Annotated in this window: 20 protein-coding genes; 9 read left to right on the top strand and 11 right to left on the bottom strand. The window is 37.9% G+C overall.

What is annotated here, in order from left to right; genetic code table 11:
- Positions 1-6: 6 nt before the first annotated feature.
- The 5 genes from HMPREF3129_RS11965 (at position 7) to HMPREF3129_RS11945 (ending at position 4,652) form a co-directional block, all read left to right on the top strand.
- Positions 7-714 carry an ATP-binding cassette domain-containing protein gene (locus tag HMPREF3129_RS11965; RefSeq protein WP_036919292.1) on the top strand — a complete coding sequence of 236 codons (708 nt, stop codon included), beginning with the start codon at positions 7-9 and terminating at the stop codon, positions 712-714.
- The gene (locus HMPREF3129_RS11960) at positions 695-1,363 is read left to right on the top strand and encodes a hypothetical protein (RefSeq protein WP_036919290.1); all 669 of its coding nucleotides are present in this window, start codon (positions 695-697) and stop codon (positions 1,361-1,363) included. The genes HMPREF3129_RS11965 and HMPREF3129_RS11960 overlap by 20 nt, the downstream gene beginning before the upstream one ends.
- Positions 1,363-2,670 carry an ABC transporter permease family protein gene (locus tag HMPREF3129_RS11955; RefSeq protein WP_070487049.1) on the top strand — a complete coding sequence of 436 codons (1,308 nt, stop codon included), beginning with the start codon at positions 1,363-1,365 and terminating at the stop codon, positions 2,668-2,670. Before HMPREF3129_RS11960 ends, HMPREF3129_RS11955 begins: the two co-directional genes overlap by 1 nt.
- 11 nt (positions 2,671-2,681) lie before the next feature.
- Positions 2,682-3,620: an ACP S-malonyltransferase gene (locus HMPREF3129_RS11950; RefSeq protein ID WP_036919287.1), complete on the top strand. Its 939-nt coding sequence runs from the start codon at positions 2,682-2,684 to the stop codon at positions 3,618-3,620.
- Between the two features lie 153 nt (positions 3,621-3,773).
- Entirely contained in the window at positions 3,774-4,652 is an 879-nt protein-coding gene (locus HMPREF3129_RS11945) for a hypothetical protein (RefSeq protein WP_223302904.1), read from the top strand.
- A gap of 57 nt (positions 4,653-4,709) precedes the next feature.
- On the opposite strand, the gene HMPREF3129_RS11940 is transcribed toward HMPREF3129_RS11945, so the two are convergent.
- The 11 genes from HMPREF3129_RS11940 to greB all read right to left on the bottom strand — a co-directional run bounded on the left by HMPREF3129_RS11940 (position 4,710) and on the right by greB (position 14,767).
- On the bottom strand, positions 4,710-5,459 hold the full coding sequence (locus tag HMPREF3129_RS11940; protein ID WP_004246783.1) for an amino acid ABC transporter permease: 750 nt from the start codon (positions 5,457-5,459) through the stop codon (positions 4,710-4,712).
- A 1-nt stretch (position 5,460) separates the two neighbouring features.
- Positions 5,461-6,198, bottom strand: a complete 738-nt coding sequence (locus tag HMPREF3129_RS11935; RefSeq protein ID WP_004246784.1) for an amino acid ABC transporter permease — start codon at positions 6,196-6,198, stop codon at positions 5,461-5,463.
- Between the two features lie 97 nt (positions 6,199-6,295).
- Positions 6,296-7,135: an ABC transporter substrate-binding protein gene (locus HMPREF3129_RS11930; protein ID WP_004249074.1), complete on the bottom strand. Its 840-nt coding sequence runs from the start codon at positions 7,133-7,135 to the stop codon at positions 6,296-6,298.
- A 203-nt stretch (positions 7,136-7,338) separates the two neighbouring features.
- Positions 7,339-8,073: a phosphate signaling complex protein PhoU gene (gene phoU / locus HMPREF3129_RS11925; protein WP_004246786.1), complete on the bottom strand. Its 735-nt coding sequence runs from the start codon at positions 8,071-8,073 to the stop codon at positions 7,339-7,341.
- A 14-nt stretch (positions 8,074-8,087) separates the two neighbouring features.
- The gene (pstB, locus tag HMPREF3129_RS11920; RefSeq protein WP_004246787.1) at positions 8,088-8,864 is read right to left on the bottom strand and encodes a phosphate ABC transporter ATP-binding protein PstB; all 777 of its coding nucleotides are present in this window, start codon (positions 8,862-8,864) and stop codon (positions 8,088-8,090) included.
- Positions 8,865-8,894: 30 nt separating this feature from the next.
- Positions 8,895-9,797, bottom strand: a complete 903-nt coding sequence (gene pstA, locus HMPREF3129_RS11915; protein WP_004249075.1) for a phosphate ABC transporter permease PstA — start codon at positions 9,795-9,797, stop codon at positions 8,895-8,897.
- Between the two features lies 1 nt (position 9,798).
- A complete protein-coding gene (gene pstC / locus HMPREF3129_RS11910; protein ID WP_004246789.1) occupies positions 9,799-10,758 on the bottom strand; it encodes a phosphate ABC transporter permease PstC in 960 nt (319 codons plus the stop codon).
- A gap of 75 nt (positions 10,759-10,833) precedes the next feature.
- A complete protein-coding gene (pstS, locus tag HMPREF3129_RS11905) occupies positions 10,834-11,874 on the bottom strand; it encodes a phosphate ABC transporter substrate-binding protein PstS (RefSeq protein WP_070487047.1) in 1,041 nt (346 codons plus the stop codon).
- Positions 11,875-12,076: 202 nt separating this feature from the next.
- Complete coding sequence (gene envZ, locus HMPREF3129_RS11900) at positions 12,077-13,417, bottom strand: two-component system sensor histidine kinase EnvZ (RefSeq protein WP_012368538.1); 1,341 nt, start codon at positions 13,415-13,417, stop codon at positions 12,077-12,079.
- Positions 13,417-14,139, bottom strand: coding sequence for an osmolarity response regulator transcription factor OmpR (ompR, locus tag HMPREF3129_RS11895; protein ID WP_004246792.1), 723 nt, complete (start codon positions 14,137-14,139; stop codon positions 13,417-13,419). The genes envZ and ompR overlap by 1 nt, the downstream gene beginning before the upstream one ends.
- Positions 14,140-14,287: 148 nt before the next feature.
- Complete coding sequence (gene greB, locus HMPREF3129_RS11890) at positions 14,288-14,767, bottom strand: transcription elongation factor GreB (RefSeq protein WP_004246793.1); 480 nt, start codon at positions 14,765-14,767, stop codon at positions 14,288-14,290.
- Between the two features lie 181 nt (positions 14,768-14,948).
- On the opposite strand from greB, the gene HMPREF3129_RS11885 reads away from it, so the two are divergent.
- The 4 genes from HMPREF3129_RS11885 to HMPREF3129_RS11870 all read left to right on the top strand — a co-directional run bounded on the left by HMPREF3129_RS11885 (position 14,949) and on the right by HMPREF3129_RS11870 (position 19,445).
- Positions 14,949-17,282 carry a Tex family protein gene (locus HMPREF3129_RS11885; RefSeq protein WP_036919281.1) on the top strand — a complete coding sequence of 778 codons (2,334 nt, stop codon included), beginning with the start codon at positions 14,949-14,951 and terminating at the stop codon, positions 17,280-17,282.
- Between the two features lie 454 nt (positions 17,283-17,736).
- Positions 17,737-18,417, top strand: coding sequence for a CsgG/HfaB family protein (locus HMPREF3129_RS11880; protein ID WP_012368537.1), 681 nt, complete (start codon positions 17,737-17,739; stop codon positions 18,415-18,417).
- A gap of 24 nt (positions 18,418-18,441) precedes the next feature.
- Positions 18,442-18,792, top strand: a complete 351-nt coding sequence (locus tag HMPREF3129_RS11875) for a DUF4810 domain-containing protein (RefSeq protein ID WP_004246796.1) — start codon at positions 18,442-18,444, stop codon at positions 18,790-18,792.
- Entirely contained in the window at positions 18,789-19,445 is a 657-nt protein-coding gene (locus HMPREF3129_RS11870; RefSeq protein ID WP_036919279.1) for a DUF799 domain-containing protein, read from the top strand. Before HMPREF3129_RS11875 ends, HMPREF3129_RS11870 begins: the two co-directional genes overlap by 4 nt.
- Positions 19,446-19,557 lie beyond the last annotated feature (112 nt).

Raw genomic sequence — 19,557 nt, 5'->3', positions numbered from 1 at the left:
TATTTTATGTATGGAATAACAAAAGCACGCCAATTAGCATTATTTTCACTAACAAATATTAATAAATTTTATCATGATAAAAGTAATGCTGAAATAATTTTTAAAAATCTCACATTCGACATTAATAATGAGCATTTTACATTAATAAAATATCAACAAGAGAATGAAAAGAATGCATTGATTGATATTATTTCAGGAGTTGATATTCAATATACTGGTTATACTTATTTTTTAGGTAACTATATAAATATTCTAGATGAAAAGCAGCGAGCTTTATTAAGGAATAGAATGATCGGTTTTGTTTTCAAAGAAAATTACTTTTTTAATCATTGTAATGTATTTGATAATATTTATTATTCAGTAGTCAATCATAAAGATAAAAAAAAGCTAAAGAATAATATTATAAATACACTTAAATCTATGGGCATAGAAAAACTCTATAATAAAACCCCAAAATCGTTATCAACAGATCAATTGCTAAAGGTTGCCTTTAGCAGAGCTTTAGTGAAAAAACCTAAGTGTATCATTGCTAATTATAATAATGATTGTTTCAGTCAGAATAACTTTGATTATTTTATCCAATTATTATCACAAGTACATAAAGATTTATCTATACCAATATTATTAATCACTAATTGTAATCATCCAAACACGGCTGTAGATAAAATTATAACGATTAAACATGGAGAGTTATATGATGGGGAGAAAACTTAATTGTATCGGTATTATTTTAATAATAATTTCTCTATTGCTCTCACAAGTAGAGAGTAAAATAGATATTAAAAATAGTGATAAACGTTTCTTATTATTTATATCACTGAATACATTTACTGCCAATGATAAATTGACCTCATTAATTTCAGAGTTAGAATACAGTATAAAACAAGGTGATCATCCATTTGATAAAGTCATTTATGGTTATGTCAGTGTATTTTTATCCGCTTATTATCATAAAAATAAAGCTTATTCTCAGGCTGCACAGACAATAAAAAAGGCCTTTTTTTATCTTGATGAAGTTGTTGAACAAAACCCAACTAATTGGCGGTTGATCTATCTAAGATTAAGAATGGATGCTTTTACACCTCGTTATTTAGGGCGCTGTGTGGTGGCTAAAAAAGACAGTCAGCAATTACTTGAGAATATTAATATCAATAGTGAACTTATACCCATGATTAACTATATGTATGCGCGTGCATTATTTAGTTGTGAGCAAGTGACACAAGCAAAAAAGATCATGGCTCAATTACTTCAAGAAAATGAAGCGAGTAAAAAAATTGCTCGATATAGTTTCACTAGCGTTCCTCCTTGGTTATCTATTGAAAAGACCGCGGTTATTCAACCAATAACATTAGAGAGTGATTAATGGAAAATATTATTATATTCATCTCAATATTTATTTTGATAGTATTACTTTCTAGTTCATTATCTTGGTTTTATATCAAATACACATTAGGGTTACTTTATATAACCCTTAGCCATTTTTATCGAAATTTATGTTTTATCGTTTTACTCTGTGTCGCCATCTCGATTTTGGAGGGTTTTTATCATCACCTCACGCTACTGCTCAAAGAGCAAGTAGCATATTCCAATTTAGGGCATATCGAAATTTATAAAAAAGATAATAAACAGGATATTACTGATAAGAAAGATTATTTGGAAATAACCAATGCTGAAGAAATCATCCATTTATTAACTTATGATAAGCAGTTATTAGAAAAAATTCAGGTAATTTCACCACAAATTATTTTTTCAGGCATGATAGAAAATGTTATCAATAAAAAAGCAGTATTGTTTTCTGGCCTAGCTATCGAGCCTAAGTCATTATTAACTATAGGAGCATACGATCTAACTGTTTCAGGGAGTGAATTGTCTCATGTCAGAAGAACTGAGATCACGATAGATAAGTTTATTGCTGATGCTATAAATATAAACTATGGGGATTTAGTTAATGTTGTATTTATTCATAATAATGAAAAAATGGTATTACCAACTTATGTACGTGGTATTTTTAACACACAAATAAATAGTTATCCTTATGCCATGATCAAAATTCCATTAGAAACACTACAATATATAAAAAAAAGTAAAAGTGTCTCAAAAATAAATATTCTATTAAAAAATGTGCATGATATTGATAGCGTAATAGCTAAAATAACAAGGATTAATAAAGAAAAATCTTTAAATTTGCAAGTGATCCCTGTTATTGAGAGACAAAGTTATATTATTTCTATTGTGACATTCTTTAAGTGGTCAATGCTATTATTGTATAGCATTATTGCTATTTATTATTATTTTTTAGTGAATAAAATCATTATCATCACTATCAAAAAAGCTATTGGTGATCTGTTCGAATTTAATCGATTAGGTATTTGGCGAGGTAGTTTTTCTCGATTATTTATTTTATTGGCTATTTTTATGACTATAACAATTTCTATAACGATATTATTAATTCATCAGCTATTATTTTGGTTGATTAATTTGAAACAAATCAATATTTCTTTATCTGATAATAATAGCTATTCATTAATGCTCCCTTGGCTATGGCAATATGATGCTATGTTTAAAATCCCTCTATTATTATTTTTTTCCGCAACAATCGCTTCGTGTATCTCTATTTTTAAAGTTAGCCACTATTTACAAAAATATCAAAAAAATAATATTACTATTTAGGAGTATGGTCTATGCCATTGAGAGAGAAAAAGTATCACCAAAATCAAGAGAGCATTTTATTTTTTCCAGGTCAGGGTAGGCCTTATTTAGGTATGGGAAATAGGGTATATCGTGACGTTCCATCAATAAAAGAAGTATGGAATTGTGCGAGTGAAATAGCAGGGTTCGATGTAAGGACGGTTTGTTTAAAAGGGCCCATGAATAAATTGGTACAAACCTGTTATCAGCAAGTGGCGTTAACAACTATCAATATTGCTTCTCTTTATTTACTGCGTGAGCATTGTTATGTGAATGAGGCGGGGTATTCAGGGCACAGCGCTGGAGAATATTCAGCGTTATTTGCGGCGAACGTACTGGAACTTGAATCTGTCTTTAAGTTAATTAGTTATCGCGCATCTATCATGCAACAGCTCGCTAAGAATAACAAAGGGGTAATGTATGTTGTTAAAAATTGCTCTTATCAGACGTTATCAACATTGATTGCCCAGCAAGATCTCGCCACAAAGGTGAATATTTGCTGTGATAACAGTGAACTTCACCAAGTTATTGGGGGGGAGTATGCAAGTGTACGTAAGGTTGTTAATCAATTAGCTAATATGAAAATAGAAACGAATAAATTAGCCGTTAATGGTGCTTGGCACACTGAATTGATGAGCGAAGGGAAAAATTTACTTGCTCACTTTTTACAGACAATCCCTTTTTCAATCCCAGATAAACCCCTAGTGATGAATGTTTCTGCTGAGATTGTTAGCGATATTGAGACAATTAAACAGAATTTAGTTAATCAACTCACAGAAACCGTAAGATGGACAGCAACTATGGCGCTATGGTGTCATTTAGGCTATCACAATTTTATTGAACTTGGTGATAGCAAGTCATTGTATTATTTAGCGAAAAATTCACATACGCTAAAAGATAAAAATATATTGCATGTTAATGATTATATTTAATTATCTTATATAGGAGCAATTATGTTGCCTAATTATCATTATTATATGCAAGCGCATCATCATACTATGCTAACACCTATTTATATCGCCTCGATAGTATTAAGTTTATGCTTTATTAATAATTATAATGAGTTAAGTTTTTGGTTATTATTTATGGGTAACTTTGCTATTTTTATTGTCATCTTACTCAGTGCAGTGATGAATGAGCGAATATATTGGCGATACTGTCTCTTTTCTGAAAAGTTTTATTTAAAAAATAATAATAAAAGCGAGACAAAAAGGACGATAATATCACGTTATTTTACTGTTTTTTCGTTAAGCTATATAATTGGGGTTATAATAATATTTCTTGTTACCTCTTATTTAATCGAGATTGTTTTTGATAGCCAAATATATATTATTATTTTTCTTGGTTTTTTCTTGTCACCATTAATGATATGGTTTTTTATGTATTTTTTGATCAAGTTTTATGTCAGTTGTTCAATTCATTATTTGAATAACTTTTCTTTATATAGCCGTGAGAAGAAAAAATTTAACATATCCTATATTATTGTTAATGAGGTTTTTTTAAGTTTACTTGTTAATTTTCCTATTGTTTTTCCGCTCCAGAACAGTGCTACTTTCTCGTTAGAGCAAGGTTATCTTAATATTGAGTTTATTGTTGCATTAATTATTCTTTTATATAGTGTTCTGTTTATTATGCTTTTTTTGTCGAAGGCGAGTAAAATTAATTACTTAATGGGGATGATTATTTGTTATAGCTTTGAAGAAGATTTTGCTGAGGTAAAAAAAAGAGGCCTATTTTGCCGTGTATTATGGTTTCTGATTTTGATCCCTTTAGGTACATTGTTACTCTGTTTATTATTCTATTTGCTGAATATAAAAGAGAATTTCTTTTTAATTTATTCGGTGAGTTTATCTTTAGTTATTTATCTCTATTTTATTGAGCGGAGAAATAAACTCTATCAGGAATTTATATTAGCATTTGATATGATCTTACGTTTAAAAGCACTAAAAAATTTTAAGGAGTAAGACATTGTGATGGTTATTATTTAATCCCCTAATCAATATTATTAGGGGATGAATAAGTTAAATAATTTTTTCACTCAGTGAAGGCTTTTTATTAGGGATAACATATTGCCAAAAAGAGCGTTTTTCTTTTTGGGGGGTAAATAATTTCCCCACTCGGTTGGCAATTAACTCTAATGAAAAACAGAGCACAAAGTAAATAAAGGCAACAAATAAAAAAACTTCCATCGGGTACACCATGCTGCGATTATTAACTTGTGTTGCTAAGAATGAGAGTTCACCGACACCTACAACATAAGCGAGGGAAGTATCTTTAATTAAGGCTATCCATTGATTGATAAAAGAGGGCACCATCATACGTAATGCTTGTGGTAACACGATATACCAAAGCGTCTGCCAGCGATTAAATCCTAATGATAAACCTGCTTGCCATTGCCCTTTGCCAATAGCGAGAATACCGGCTTTAACACCATGAGCGATATAAGAGGAGGTAATAAGTGCTAGAGCACAGATCACGGTGGTTATCTCAGGAATTTCCATTCCTAATACCACGGGTAATAGAAAATAGAGCCAAAAAATCAGCATAATGACCGGAATAGCACGGAAAAAACCTAAAAAAGCGGCAAATAAGTTAACCCATACCCCTTTAAGCATGGCGAGAGCGATCCCCCCAAGCGTCCCTAATATAATAGATACAATACCGGCGATCACACTAATAAATATGGTTAAAGCCGCACCTTCTAATGGCCCATCAGGATACGCGCCAAAAAGTAGATACTGCCAATTATCAGCAATAACAGTAAAGTCCATATCAATATCCTTGCGCTAATTTTCGTTGCTGATGCCATTGCCCCCAAGCTTCCATTAATGCAATGGCAGCGATATACAGTATGGTGGCGACGCCGAACGCTTCAAAAGTACGTAATGATTCAGTTTCAACTTGCCTTGAAGCATAAGAAAGCTCTGCGACACCTATGGCCATAGTGAGAGAGGAGTTTTTGATAATATTCATATATTGACCCAACAATGGCGGAAGGGCGATACGAAAAGCTTGCGGTAAAATGACATAACGCATGGATTGCCAGTGGGTTAATCCTAACGCTAAAGCTGCATATTTTTGGCCTTGTCTGACTCCCTGTATTCCTGCTCTTAGCTCTTGGGCAATAAAAGGTACAGAGTAAAAGGTAAGCCCAATAATACCGGCTAAAAATTCAAAAGAGGGCCAAGAGAGCGTTAAGCCAAATAAAGAAAGTTCATGTGGGGTGTTAAGCCATATCATGGCCGTTTGTGGCAATAGTTCACCAGAAGCAAAATACCAAAAGAAGAGCTGAACCAATAATGGGGTATTACGAAAGAGTGAAGTATAAATGGCCGCACACCAACGTAATGGCGCGATATGGCTATCATAGGCAGCACTGAGAAGAAAACCTAGTAATGTGGCAATAATGATAGTCCAGAAAGAGATAAGCAAGGTGATTAAAAAACCTTGCCACAGCCAACTTAAGTAGTGAGGCTCAAGAAGATAGTGAGAAAGAAACTGCGCAAACATAATTATTACCTATTGCAGACGCCAAACCCCGCAGTAGCGGGGTTGGTGTTTTATCAATAAATCATCGCGATGAATTAAATCGTTATTTGCTCTACCATTAGGATTGAGGCGCTTGCTCAGAAAGTGGGGCAAACTTAAAGTCACCACGAGGTTGAGCGGACTTAGTATCTGGGCCAAACCAACGATTATAAATTTCGTCTGCTTTGCCTTCTTTCTCTAATCTTAATAGCGTGTTATTAATCTCGTTAATTAAACGCTGTTCACCTTTAGCTGCGGCAACGGCTTGATATTCTCGTGTAATACTAAAGGGCGATATTTCAAAATCAGCTTTGATTTTCTCAGGTAAATTAGCTAATAACCCTACTAATTTAGCATCATCTTGGGTTATAGCTTGTACATTGCCATTGCGTAATGCGGCAAACGCAAGAGGGGTATCGTCATAGGAGATGACTTTAGTTTCAGGATAGCGTTCACGTAAGGTAATTTCCTGTACGGTGCCTTTGTCAGCCCCAATGCGTAATGACGCAATTTGCTCAGGGCTGGTTAATACGCCTTTGCGCGCGATAAATTTCTGTCCAGTAGCAAAATAAGGTACAGAGAAATCGACTTGTTTTGCTCGCTCTTCGGTAATGGTGAAGTTGGCGGCAATTAAATCGACTTTTTTGGCGCTAAGTAGTGGAATACGGTTAGCTGGGTTAGTTGGACGTAATTCCAATTTTACCCCGAGATCTTTGGCAATTTCATTCGCAATATCTGCATCATAACCTGCCAATTTTTTGGTTTGTGGATCGATAAAACCAAACGGTGGGTTACTATCAAAAATAGCAATGCGTACCACACCTGCCTGTTTTATATCGTCTAATTTATCGGCTTTTGCCAGACCAGAAAAAAGCACTGAGCCAGCAATTAATGCCGTTGCCAAAACACGTAATTTCATTATTCACCCCAAAAAAAGTATTCTCATTGTTATGTTGCCTATCACGCTATCAAGTTGTTCTAAGTTCATAAAATAATAAAAAATGATATGGATATGCTTTTATAGAATAAGTTAAGGAGAGATAGTGACTTTATAAACATAAATAAAAAAACAGAGGCAAATAATGCCTCTGTTTCAGAGCGTAAAGAGAGTGAATAAATTATTTAATTAGCAGAATGACTATCATCATTTTTTGTCAGCATTCTTTCTACTTGGTCACCCCCTAAATGACGGAAGTCATGACCCTTGACGTAGTAGAAGATAAACTCACAGATATTTTGGCAACGATCGCCAATACGTTCGATAGAACGAGCACAGAATAATGCCGTCAGTACGCTCGGGATAGTGCGAGGATCTTCCATCATATAAGTCATTAATTGACGAACAATACCTTCATATTCGTTATCAATTTTTGCATCTTCACGATAGACTCGAATAGCTTCTTCTAAGTCCATACGAGCGAAAGCATCAAGAACATCATGGAGCATTTGTATCGCATGTTGGCCTAAGGACTCTAAACTTACTAGCAGTGGTTGATGTTGATGTGAAAATTTCTCAAGGGCCGTTTTACAGATTTTTTCTGCCACATCACCAATACGCTCTAATTCGGCGATAGTTTTAGAAATCGCCATAATAAGGCGTAAATCACTGGCGGTGGGCTGACGTTTGGCAATGATACGCATACAGGCATCATCAATGGCAACCTCCATCATATTGACTTTTTGATCACCTTCAATCACTTCATTGGCTAATGCTTGGTCTTGGTTATGCATTGCGGTAATGGCTTTTTTTAATTGCTCTTCAACTAAGCCACCCATGACCATCAGTTCTGTACGGATATGCTCTAACTCAGCGTTAAATTGACCAGAAATATGTTTATTGTGGTTTAAATTATCCATGATTTGCCTCGTTATCAGCCATAACGCCCAGTGATGTAATCTTCAGTTTGCTTCTTCGCTGGACGAGTAAATAATGTATCCGTATCACTGAACTCGATTAATTCACCCAAATACATAAATGCAGTGTAATCAGAACAACGTGCAGCTTGCTGCATATTGTGGGTGACGATCACCACGGTATATTCGGATTTTAGTTCACTGATAAGCTCTTCAATACGACCTGTAGAGATAGGATCGAGTGCAGAGCATGGCTCATCCAGTAATAATACTTCAGGACGGATAGCAATACCGCGTGCGATACATAAACGTTGCTGCTGTCCCCCAGAAAGACTATAGCCACTTTGATGTAATTTATCTTTGGTTTCATTCCATAATGCGGCTTTGGTCAGCGCCCACTGAACGCGTTCGTCCATTTCAGCACGAGACAGTTTTTCAAATAAGCGTACACCAAAAGCGATATTGTCATAAATCGACATTGGAAATGGTGTAGGTTTTTGGAATACCATGCCTACTTTTGCGCGTAATAGCGCAATATCTTGTTTATCTGTCAGAATATTGTTGCCATCTAACAAGATTTCACCTTCAGCACGCTGTTCGCCATAAAGCTCATACATTTTATTAAAAGTACGCAGTAAAGTGGATTTACCACAGCCAGAAGGGCCGATAAATGCCGTTACTTTATTTTTGGCAATATCTAATGAGATATTTTTCAGCGCATGGAACTTACCATAGTAGAAGTTCAAGTCACGAACTTGGATTTTGTTTCCAGCGTTATCATTAGCCATAGTCATTCAACGTTCTCTCTTGCTTAACTTTCTGCGTTAGCCATGCTTATTTTTAGCAAACAGCACGCGCGCGATAATATTGATAAATAGAACACAGAGGGTGATCAGTAATACGCCAGCCCAAGCAAGCTCTTGCCATTGTGAGAAAGGGCTCATGGCGAATTTAAAGATAGTCACAGGTAAGTTGGCTATCGGTTCGTTTAGATCTGTGCTCCAGAATTGGTTAGATAGTGAAGTAAATAGCAGTGGTGCTGTTTCACCCGCAATACGCGCAATCGCTAATAATACGCCCGTGATAATACCTGATACGGAGGCTTTTAACGTGATTTTAGCGATCATCTTCCACTTGGGCGTCCCTAATGCATAAGCTGCTTCCCGTAAGCTATCAGGGACTAACTTCAACATATTTTCCGTGGTGCGAATAACAATAGGTATTTGTAATAACGCTAATGCCACAATACCCGCCCAACCAGAAAAGTGCTGCATTTGTGCCACCACAATGGTATACACAAACAGTCCAACAACAATCGATGGGGCTGATAATAAAATATCGTTGATAAAGCGTATGACTTCCGCTAACCATGAACGACGTCCATACTCAGCAAGGTAGATACCCGCTAAGATCCCCAAAGGAGTACCAATGACCGTCGCCCATAAAATAAGTAGACCACTACCCACAATGGCGTTAGCTAATCCGCCACCATCGGTGTTAGGGGGTGGCGTCATTTCTGTGAATAAGGCCCAAGACATGCCATCAAAGCCTTTGGTTACTGTAGAAAACAAGATCCACATTAACCAGAACAGACCAAATGCCATGGTAGAGACAGATAAAAACAGTGCGATACGGTTTTTTTGACGACGCCAAAGTTGGCGTTTATGGCGTATATGCAGTTCTTTTTCTGTTTGAACTTGTAATGAAGAAGAGGATGTTTTAGCCATCTTAACGTGCTCCTTCATTCTTAGATAAACGTAGTGTCATAAACTTAGAAATCGCAAGGACGATAAAGGTAATGACAAATAAAATCAGACCTAATTCCATTAATGCAGCGGTATGAAGACCTGTTTCTGCTTCGGCAAATTCGTTGGCTAATGCAGAGGTAATACTATTGCCCGGCATAAAGAGTGATGCAGAGTCTAACTGGTAGGTGTTACCAATAATAAAGGTCACAGCCATAGTTTCCCCGAGCGCACGACCTAATCCAAGCATCACACCACCTATCACACCGTTTCGGGTATAAGGTAAAACGATATTCCAAATCACTTCCCATGTGGTACAGCCGATACCGTAAGCGGATTCTTTCATCATCACCGGGGTCTGTTCAAATACATCACGCATTACAGACGCGATATAAGGGATGATCATAATTGCGAGGATAACCCCTGCTGCTAATATACCGATACCAAACGCAGGACCAGAGAATAACTCACCGACAATAGGGACTGATGAGAGCACATTGCCAACAGGCTCTTGGAAGTATGTGGCAAAGAGCGGCGCAAAGATAAAGAGTCCCCACATACCATAAACGATACTTGGAATAGCGGCTAATAACTCAATAGCGATACCTAATGGGCGCTTTAGCCAATTGGGTGCCAGTTCTGTTAAAAAGAGTGCAATACCAAAACTCACCGGAACCGCAATGATCAGGGCAATAATTGAGGTAACGACAGTACCGTAAATTGGTACTAAAGCACCGAATTCCTGTGCGGGTGGATCCCACTCTTTCGTCCACAAGAATGACAGACCAAATTGTTGAATACTTGGCCATGAGGCGAAAATCAGTGAAACAATGATACCTGCTAAAAGCAAAAGTGTAATTAACGCAGCTAGTCGAACTAGTGCGCTAAAAATAACGTCCCCTCGTTTACTCGGGGCCTTTATTACCGTTGTATGCTCGGCCATAAAGCCTCTTTAATTTATTACCCCCTGTGTTGCAGGGGGTGAACGTTAATCTATTTTTTAATGGTAACCCTTTGGTTAGTAAATTGGTTTACCATTACTGTCTTTGATGCTTGTTTTCCAAGCGGCACGAATTTGTTCTACCACTTCTTTTGGCAATACGGCGTAATCAAGATTTTTCGCTTCATCATTGCCTTTTTCATATGCCCAGTTAAAGAAATTCAGTACTTCTTTTCCTTTAGCCGCATCTTTTTGCGTTTGATGCACTAAAATGAAGGTAGTAGAAGTAATTGGCCAGGCATTTTCGCCTTTTTGATTCGTTAGGTCTTGTGCAAAGCTCTTACTCCAATCAATTTTTCTCGCTGCTGCGCTAAAACTATCGGCAGTAGGAGGAATAACTTCGCCATCTGCAGTGACTAATTGAGTATATGCAAGATTGTTTTGTTTTGCGTAAGCGTATTCAACATAACCAATTGAGCCTGGTAGACGTTGAACAAAGGCTGCGATGCCATCATTTCCCTTACCACCTAAGCCTGTAGGGCATTTAACGGTAGAGCCTGCGCCTACTTCATCTTTCCATGCGCTATTTACTTTAGATAAGTAGCTAGTAAAAACGAATGATGTGCCTGAACCATCAGCACGACGAACAACAGCAATGTTTTGGTCAGGTAGATTGAGTTTTGGATTTAGTTTAGCTATAGCAGGATCATTCCATTTTTGGATCTTGCCTAAGTAGATATTCCCGATAGTCTCACCGTCTAAGACAAGCTCACCGGATTTAATACCTGAGATATTGACTGCCATCACCACACCACCGATGACAGTTGGAAATTGGAATAAACCGTCAGCCTTGAGTTTTTCATCAGCTAATGGTGCATCAGAAGCACCAAAATCGACAGTATTAGCAATGATCTGTTTTACACCACCAGAAGAGCCTATGCCTTGGTAGTTAACTTTGTTGCCAGTTTCTTTTTGATAGCTATCTGCCCATTTTGCATAAACTGGAGCAGGGAACGTTGCGCCAGCACCAGTCAGTGAGGTCGTTGCCTGTGCAGAAAGAGCCGTCATTGAAAGTGCAGCGGCAATGACACTGGTCAGGGTGGTACGCATCAGTTTCATAATCCCTCCTGTGGGATAGGTAGAATAACTTTTCGACATCTATCAACTTCGGTTACGGTACGCACAGACAATAGGTCAGTTAGATGACAATTAAATGTCTTAATTGTGACAGTTTTATGACAAAGCAGAAAAAGAGTGAAAATAATGCATAAAAATAGGTGAGAAAGAATAAGAAGGGCGTTAACGTTGAAAAGTGAGGATATTAATCATCTTCGTCTTCTTGCACTTTTAACGGAAAGTTGGCACGGATAAGTAACCCGCCTTTCGTGCTATCGCCGAGTTCGACAAAGCCACCATGGGCATCCATGATCCGACGAATAATAGATAGACCTAAACCCGCACCGGTTGAACTTCGTGCTTGTTCCCCTTGAACAAAGGGTTGGAATAAACGTTGTCTATCTTCTTTGGCAATGCCTGGACCATCGTCTTCAACTTGAAACCAAGCATATTCTTCATTTTGATTACTTGTGATGCTTATCCAACCATGTCCGTAGCGTGTGGCATTAACAATCATATTGGTAAGCGCCCGTTTGACGGCAATTGGGTTTGCTGTGATATTGATAGGATAAGGGTATAAATGCTCTTCGCTGACTTTGCCTGAGTTAGATTCAGCGCAGATCACTTCACGCAATAGACCATTCATATCACATAATTCTAAAGACATCTCTTTGCCTGTGCGCATATAGTCTAAAAATTGACCGATAATGGCATCGCAATCTTCAATATCTTTATTGATAGAATCAGCAAGATAACTATCTTCAGGACTCATCATTTCTGTAGCAAGACGAATACGCGTTAACGGAGTGCGTAAATCATGGCTTACCCCTGCCATCACCAGTGTTCTATCATTATCTAATGAGCGAATATCTGATGACATTTGATTAAATGCTCGAATAATTGAACGCATTTCAGCAGTGCCAGATTCAGGTATTGGCGGAGGGATCACCCCTTTACCAATGCGTCGTGCTGCATATTCAACTTCATGCAATGGACGATTTTGAAAACGGTTATATAACCAGAAAAATGCCACTACGATGATGATAAAAATAATGGCTTGCCGATAAACGGGTAATAAGAAATTTTGCCCTAATTCGGTAAGTGGTACGCGTATCCATAGCGTGGGTGAGAGTTGGGTATTAATCCATAAAATAGGATACTCTAGGGTGTTTTCTAGCCAAATCGTCGTATCACTATTGAGATAATCCGTCATCTGCTGGCTAAGTTCTAAATCTTCTCTTGCCCACTCTAAACCGGCTTTTAAAGCGGCGTCTTTATCAAAAAATGAGATACCTAACTCGTTGTAAATTTTATTACGTAGAGCGGGAGAAATTTTAAGTGGGGTGCCATCGACTAAGATCAGTTCTTCCGGTACTAGCGTACGAATTTCATACGCTAATACTTTATTAAATTGCTGGAGGCTTGGCCCGACAATAAGATGCTGTACAACAACATAACTGGCTATCAAGCTAAAAAAAAGTAATGAGATAACCAGAAATAGAGAGCGAGTGAGCTTATTGTGGGGTGAAAGCCTCAGCCTTCTCATTATGATACGCTCGTTCCATCAGGTACAAAGACATAACCCAGTCCCCAAACCGTTTGAATATAGCGAGGATGGGTGGGATCTTCTTCAATCATGCGACGTAAACGAGAAATTTGCACATCAATAGAACGCTCCATCGCACTATATTCACGACCTCGCGCCAGACTCATTAATTTATCACGTGATAATGGCTCTCGGGGATGTGAAACAAGGACTTTTAATACGGCAAATTCACCACTGGTCAAAGGCATATGTTGATCTTCGTGGAACATTTCCCGCGTACCGAGGTTAAGCTTAAATTTACCAAATGAGACAATCGCATTGTCTTGTGAAGGTGCTCCCGGTAGTTCATTGGCTTGGCGACGAAGCACCGCACGAATACGGGCTAATAGCTCTCTTGGGTTAAATGGTTTTGAGATATAATCATCAGCACCAATTTCAAGTCCGACAATTCTGTCAACTTCTTCCCCTTTGGCAGTCACCATAATAATAGGGATAGGATTGTTTTGGCTTCTCAAGCGACGACAAATAGATAAGCCATCTTCGCCAGGAAGCATTAAGTCGAGGACAATAAGATGGATAGATTCGCGAGTAAGTAAACGATCCATTTGATCGGAGTTTGCCGCGGTGCGGATTTGAAAACCCTGCTCTGTCAAATAGCGCTCTAATAGTGAACGTAGACGTAAATCATCATCCACAATCAGCACTTTATAACTGTCTTGCATCTTTAAGCTCCCGAAGTGCAAATGCTTTTATTAGCGAATTCTATCATTGATAAGAATATTAAACCAAAAACAAAGAATAAATATTAATGATTTATAGGCAAAACTTGTTCTGACTTTGTATCTTAGAATATCACACTATTTATTTATCTTATTCCGAATAATATTTGATAGATAATACGCAGTAATTAACGATGCCACCTGGCGTTTGCACGCTAACTTCATCATCCACTTTTTTACCGATCAGCGCTCTCGCGACAGGGGAATCAATAGAAATCCACTGTTTTGCTGGGTCAAATTCATCAGGGCCGACTAGTCTAAATGTCTTAATGTTTTCATCATCGTCTTCAAGGGTTACCCAAGCGCCAAAATACACTTTTCCTTCTTGACGAGGATCTGGGTCAACAATTTTTAATTCATCAAGACGTTTGGATAAAAAACGAACCCGTCGGTCTATTTCACGTAATCTTTTTTTACCATAGATATATTCAGCATTTTCCGAACGGTCACCTTGAGCCGCTGCTTCAGAGACCGATTGAGTGACGCGAGGACGCTCTTCTTTCCAAAGATATTTTAGCTCTTTATCCAAGGCATGCCAGCCATCACGAGTAATATAGTTACTTTTTGCCATTACCAATAAATACGATCATCAACATTGAATTTCATACAGATACTATAGCGCGAATCACAGAATAATCTGTTATTTTCCTCATAAATGTCATGCTTGGCCTATAATAAGCGGAATTTTTTTCTTATTGCGCGTGTATAATAGCCATCTTTTTTAACCACTCCTCTCGGTAGGTAAATATATTATGAATGAATCATTAAGCCGAATTATTGCACAAGAGCTATCAGTAAAGCCCCAGCAAGTACTTTCGGCCATTACGTTACTGGATGAAGGGAATACGGTGCCTTTTGTGGCCCGTTACCGAAAAGAGGTAACTGGTGGGTTAGATGATACTCAGCTTCGTCAATTGGAAACCCGCCTGAGTTACTTACGGGAACTCAATGATCGTCGCCAAACTATTTTAAAATCAATTGAAGAGCAGGGGAAACTCACAGAAGAATTACGCTCTTCGATTAATGAGACGCAAAGTAAAACAGAACTTGAAGATCTCTACCTTCCTTATAAACCGAAACGTCGTACTCGTGGGCAAATTGCAATTGAAAATGGCTTAGAGCCATTAGCTGATTTGTTATGGAATGAACCACAACATACTCCTGAAGACGCAGCAAGTGCATATATCAACCCTGAAAAAGGAATAGATGATAGTAAAGCAGCCTTAGATGGGGCTCGCTATATCTTAATGGAACGCTTTGCAGAAGATGCTGGATTATTAGCTAAAGTTCGCCAATATTTATGGAAAAATGCGCATCTTGTTAGCAAAGTTGTTGACGGAAAAGAAGCAGAAGGCGCTAAATTTAGCGATTATTTTGATACTCATGAGCCGATTGCTCATGTACCTTCTCACCGTGCATTAGCGATGTTTCGTGGTCGTAATGAAGGTATTTTGCAGTTATCACTTAATCCTGATCCACAATTCGAAGAAGCCCCCAAAGAGAGCTATGGCGAACAGTTGATTACGGAGCATTTAGGTTTACGTCTTAATAATCAACCCGCGGATAGTTGGCGTAAAGCCGTTGTCAGTTGGACTTGGCGTATAAAAGTGTTAATGCATCTTGAAACTGAATTAATGGGTCAGTTACGTGAGAAAGCGGAAGATGAAGCCATTAATGTGTTTGCACGTAACCTAAAAGATCTCTTAATGGCCGCACCTGCAGGTATGCGAGCTACGATGGGGCTAGATCCTGGTTTACGTACTGGGGTTAAAGTCGCGGTGGTGGATAGTACCGGTAAGCTGATTGCGACAGATACTATTTATCCTCATACCGGACAAGTGGATAAAGCCGCTGCTAGTGTAGCGGCATTATGTATTAAGCATAATGTAGAATTAGTGGCGATTGGTAACGGTACTGCATCACGTGAAACAGAGCGCTTTTTTGCTGATACAGTAAAACGCTACCCAGAAGTTAAAGCACAAAAAGTGATCGTGAGCGAAGCGGGGGCATCGGTTTATTCGGCATCAGAGCTGGCAGCGAAAGAATTTCCGGATCTGGATGTTTCTCTTCGTGGCGCTGTTTCTATCGCTCGTCGCTTACAAGATCCATTGGCGGAATTGGTAAAAATTGACCCTAAATCTATCGGAGTGGGTCAATATCAGCATGATGTGAGCCAAATATTATTGGCAAAAAAATTAGACACTGTTGTTGAAGACTGTGTAAATGGTGTCGGTGTTGATTTAAATACAGCTTCTGTACCGCTATTGACGCGAGTGGCGGGGCTTAGCCAATCTATTGCTCAAAATATTATTGCTTGGCGTGATGAAAATGGCCGTTTTGTGGATAGAAAACAGTTACTCAAAGTGGCGCGCTTAGGGCCTAAAGCGTTTGAGCAGTGTGCGGGATTTTTACGTATTCGTGATGGTAAAAATCCACTTGATGCCTCAACGGTTCACCCTGAAGCCTATCCTATTGTTGAAAATATCTTGCAATCAATACATCAAAAAATTGATCAAGTCATGGGCAATAGTGCATTACTTTCACAAATCAATGCCAGAGAATTTGTCACCGAGCAGTTCGGTTTACCTACCATTAATGACATCTTAAAGGAGCTTGCTAAACCGGGGCGTGATCCTCGTCCTGAGTTTAAAACAGCCACCTTTGCCGAAGGTGTTGAAACAATGAATGATTTAGTCAGTGGTATGATATTGGAAGGTACTGTAACTAATGTGACTAATTTTGGTGCCTTTGTAGATATTGGGGTACACCAAGATGGATTAGTGCATATTTCATCACTGTCGGATAGATTTGTTGAAGATCCCCATACTGTGGTAAAAACCGGCGATATTGTGAAGGTAAAAGTCCTTGAAGTCGATTTACCGCGTAAACGTATTGCGTTAACCATGCGTTTAGATGAAGTGGCTGCTGATAGTGATCATAAACGCCAGTCAGTGACTAAGGATAATGCTTCTAAACATAGTCGCGGGCAAAAACCGACCAGAAACCGCCAATCAAATACGGGTAACAATGCAGGTAATAGTGCGATGAGCGATGCATTGGCCGCAGCATTTGGTAAAAAACGCTAATATCTTACAGGTAGCCATCAATATCAACGTGAAGTAATAAATTTTATTACTTCACGTTTCATAACTATTCACTCAATCTATGGTTTGGTGAATAAAAAGGCAAAAGTAATCAGCAATTAAATTATTTTGTTAATATAAAATATACTTTTAGTCTTTTGTCTGAGTCTGCTTTTATCTAACTTAAGGTATATTGCTAATATAATAGATAGAATATAACGTATTTTATCTTTATATTCATTTGTTGTTTCTTTTATCAACATTTTTCTATTTTCCCTATGGGTGATTAATTTTATATTAAAAATAAGTTGATCCCATTATTAACCTTACTACTGTTATGGTTTAATGGCGGGTAAAATAGAAACGTAAATTAAAATTTATCTTATTTTATTGTTCGTTATAGGATTTGCACAACAAAAAATCAATGACGATAGGTTTATTTCACCGATATTGGATGATGAAAATGACATTTAATAAATTATCATTAGGGGTAGTTTTACTTTCTGCTTCATTACTAGCAGGTTGTGCCTCAGAATCTTCTCGCTCTTTAGAGGTTGCTAAAGTGGCTACCTATAATACGACTTACTCAGGACCTAAGAGTGCCATTGCTATTGGTAAGTTTGATAACCGTTCTAATTACATGAATGGTATTTTTTCTGATGGTGTGGATAGATTGGGTAATCAATCTAAAACGATTTTAATTACACATTTACAACAAACAGGCCGTTTTAATGTTTTAGATCGCGCTAACTTAACGGAGTTAACACAAGAAGCGAAGATTAAAGGCCAAAGTCAGCAATTAAAAGGCGCAACTTACGTTATTACTGGTGATGTGACAGAGTTTGGTCGCAAAGAAGTAGGTGATCGCCAACTATTTGGTATCTTAGGACGTGGAAAAACCCAAGTTGCTTATGCCAAAGTGAACTTAAATGTTGTGAATGTGAATACCTCTGAAGTGGTGTTCTCTACGCAAGGTGCGGGGGAATATGAGCTTTCTAATCGTGAGATTGTTGGTTTTGGTGGCACAGCAAGTTATGACTCAACACTTAATGGTAAAGTGCTTGATTTAGCCATTCGTGAAGCGGTGAATAATTTAGTTGCAGGGATTGAAAGCCATGCTTGGCAGCCTGAGCAGTAACCCCAATTTTATAAGGATATAAAAATGTCAAAATCATTGCTGGGGTTGCTATTTGCCTCGTTGTTATTGGTTGGGTGCCAAGCGCCAAAGCCTCTTTATAACTGGGATAGTTATCAAACGGTGGTATATCAATATTATCAACAAAGTGAAAGTGATCCTCATGCGCAAATCGATGCATTGAAAAAAAGCATCGAGGTTGCCCGAGCAAAATCATTAGGCGTTCCACCGGGGTTACATGCACATTTGGGCATGTTATATGTGACCACTGGCGCATTAGACTTAGCCATGAGTGAGTTTGATCAGGAGAAAACCCTTTATCCTGAATCAGCAAAGTTTATGGATTTTCTGATGAAAAATAAGGGAGCACAAAAATGAATCGCATTTTAACGTTAGTTTTTGTGGCATTTGCTTTTGTGTTATCAGGATGTGCAGAGCCAGTCAAAACAGACTATACCGCCTTTAAAGCAAGTAAACCAAAAAGCATTTTAGTGCTGTTACCTAAAAATCAGACTCCAGAAGTAGAAGCTGCCCATAGCTTTTTATCTCAAGTGACTTATCCTTTGGCGGAAGCTGGCTATTATGTTTTTCCTGTCGCGGTTGTTGAAGAGACCTTTAAACAAAATGGTTTGTCAACGGGAAGCGATATCCAAGCGGTGAGTCCTAATAAGTTACGTGAGATTTTTGGTGCGGATTCTGTGCTCTATTTGGATGTCACCCAATATGGTACTTCTTATCAAGTGATCGCCAGTGAGACGCGTGTCAGTGCCAGTGCTAAATTGGTCGATTTACGTAATGGTGCCTTATTGTGGAGTGGACATGCCAGTGCATCGAGTGCAGAAGGGGATACAGCATCGAATGGTTTGGTGGGCATGTTAGTTTCTGCAGTAGTGACTCAAATTGTTGATACTATTGCAGATAAAAGTCACGAAATTGCAGGAGTAGCAAGTGTGCGTTTACTTTCTGCTGGACATGCCAATGGGATCTTATATGGTCCTCGCTCTCCCCACTATGAAAAAGAGGGACAATAACAGTTTGTTATAGTGATTACTCTTTTAAAAGACGCGGTTTATATTGTAAATATAAGCCGCGTTTTTATTTATCTATTATAAATAATAATTATTCTTATTTATATTGGGTGAT

The sequence above is a fragment of the Proteus sp. HMSC14B05 genome (assembly GCF_001808035.1).
GTDB lineage: Bacteria > Pseudomonadota > Gammaproteobacteria > Enterobacterales > Enterobacteriaceae > Proteus > Proteus mirabilis.
This window is presented reverse-complemented; position numbering and strand designations above follow the sequence as displayed.